Annotated in this window: 2 protein-coding genes; both read left to right on the top strand. The window is 72.6% G+C overall.

Annotated elements, in window-relative coordinates; genetic code table 11:
- Positions 1–704 (top strand): IS5 family transposase (locus VF542_RS02605; protein WP_408650150.1); only part of this gene is annotated, 704 nt, incomplete at its 5' end.
- Between the two features lie 269 nt (positions 705–973).
- The coding region (locus tag VF542_RS02600) for an IS110 family transposase (protein ID WP_408650149.1) at positions 974–2060 on the top strand (1087 nt) is incomplete at its 3' end.

The following is a 2060-nucleotide window of genomic DNA, read 5'->3' as shown; positions in this document are numbered from 1 at the left end:
CCCTGCTCGGCCTGGGCATCGGCGTTCCCGACCACACCACCTTCTCCCGGCGCAGTCCCGGCCTGGCGCTCGCCAACTCGCTGATCCAGGCCCAAAGGACCGGACCTGTGCACGTCGTGATCGACGCCACCGGGCTGAAGGTGCACGGGGCCGGCGAGTGGCTGGTGGAGGCGCACGGCGAGCGTGGCCGACGGACCTGGCGGAAACTCCACCTGGCGGTCGATCCCGCCAGCGGTGAGATCCTCGCCTCCGCGCTGACCACCACCGAGGAGGGCGATGCCGCCCTGGTTGGCCCCTTGCTCGAGCAGATCACCGGCCCCATCGCCTCGGTCACCGCCGACGGGGCGTACGACGGCGAACCGATCTACCGCGCCGTCGCCGAGCACCAGCCCGACCCGCCGGTGGCGGTGGTCATCCCGCCCCGCGCCAGCGCCGTGCCGAGCCCGGCCGCCGACACCACGCCCACTCAGCGCGACCAGCATCTCCGGATGATCCGGGACAAGGGACGCATGGGCTGGCAAAGGGCGGTCGGCTACGGCAGGCGCTCGCTCGGGGAAACCGCCGTGTTCCGCTACAAGGCCATCATCGGTCGGCGCCTTCGCGCCCGGACTCTGCCCGGCCAGAAGACCGAAGCCAAGGTCGGCTGCTCGGTGCTCAACCGGATGACCCGGCTCGGCATGCCGGTGTCGCAGCGCACCGCGTGAACGACAGCTACAGCCGCCGCCCCGCGTCCATCAGCCGATTTGCGCACCTGTATCCGGGAAGGGCACGGCGGGTGCGAGTGTAAGCTGGCCGTGCGGGCCGGCCTGCCGGGAGCAACCCTTTGTGCACTCGTGCCATGAGCACCAGCTTTGGACCCGTGCCCCGGCAGGCTGGCCACGACGGATGCCCAGTAGGAAGTCGCGCCTCCGAGCGCCGATACAGGTTCCGGCAGGCGTCGTGGCGGCTCGCGTGACACGGGAGCACAAGGACCATGGCCGATGACACCATGAGCTGGTTCGCTGCGGTTGACTGGGGTTCCGCGCAGCACCGGGCCTGCCTCCTCGACCGCGGCGGCGCCGTCGTGGGCGAGCGGGCGTTCCCGCATGGCGGCGCGGGCTTGTCGGCGCTCTGCGACTGGCTGGTGTCGATCGCGGGCGATGCCGGCGCTGTGGCGGTGGCGATCGAGGTGCCGCACGGGCCGGTGGTGGATGCGTTGCTGGACCGCGGCTTCGCCGTGCACGCGATCAACCCCAAGCAGCTCGACCGCCTGCGCGACCGCTTCAGCGTCGCCGGCGCCAAGGACGACCGCCGCGACGCCCGGGTCGCGGCCGCCGGGCTGCGCACGGATCGCCACCTGTTCCGGCGCGTGGCCGTCAGCGACCCCGGCGTGGTCGAGCTGCGCGAGTGGTCGCGCCTGGCCGAGGAACTGCAGCAGGAACGCGTGCGCCTGGGCAACCGTATTCGTCAGCAGCTGTGGCGCTACTACCCGCAGCTGCTCGAGTTGAGCGACGATGTGGCTGCCGAGTGGGTCCTGGAGCTCTGGAGCCTGGCCCCGACCCCGGCCAAGGCGGCACGCCTGCGCGAGGCGACGTTGGCGCGGCTGCTCAAGCAGCACCGCATCCGCAGGGTCGACGCCGAGACCGCCCTCGGCATCCTGCGCCGGCCTGCGATCAAGGTGGCCGCGGGCGTCACCGAAGCGGCCGTCCTGCATGTCCGCTCCCTCGTTGTCCGGCTCCGCCTGGCCAACCGCGAGTTCCACCAGGCCGAGCGCAAGCTCGATGAGCTCTGCGCTGCCCTCGGCAAGGAGGCGCCGGACGTGGAGGACGCCAAGCCGCGCGACGCGGCCATCCTCGCCTCCCTGCCCGGGGTCGGCAGGAGCACGCTCGCCACCCTGCTCACCGAGGCGGCCGGGCCGCTCGGCCGCAGGGACCGCGCCGCGCTCAGGACCTTGTCCGGCGTGGCGCCGGTGACCAAGCGCAGCGGCAAGAGCTGCGTCGTCGTCATGCGCCACGCCGCCCAGGTCCGTCTACGCCAGGCCGTGTTCCACTGGGCCCGGGTGGCCGTGCTGAACGACCCCG

This window comes from Jatrophihabitans sp., assembly GCF_036389215.1.
Lineage (GTDB): Bacteria > Actinomycetota > Actinomycetes > Mycobacteriales > Jatrophihabitantaceae > Jatrophihabitans_A.
Note: the sequence above shows the minus strand (reverse complement) of the source record. Positions and strands in the feature narration are given on the sequence as shown.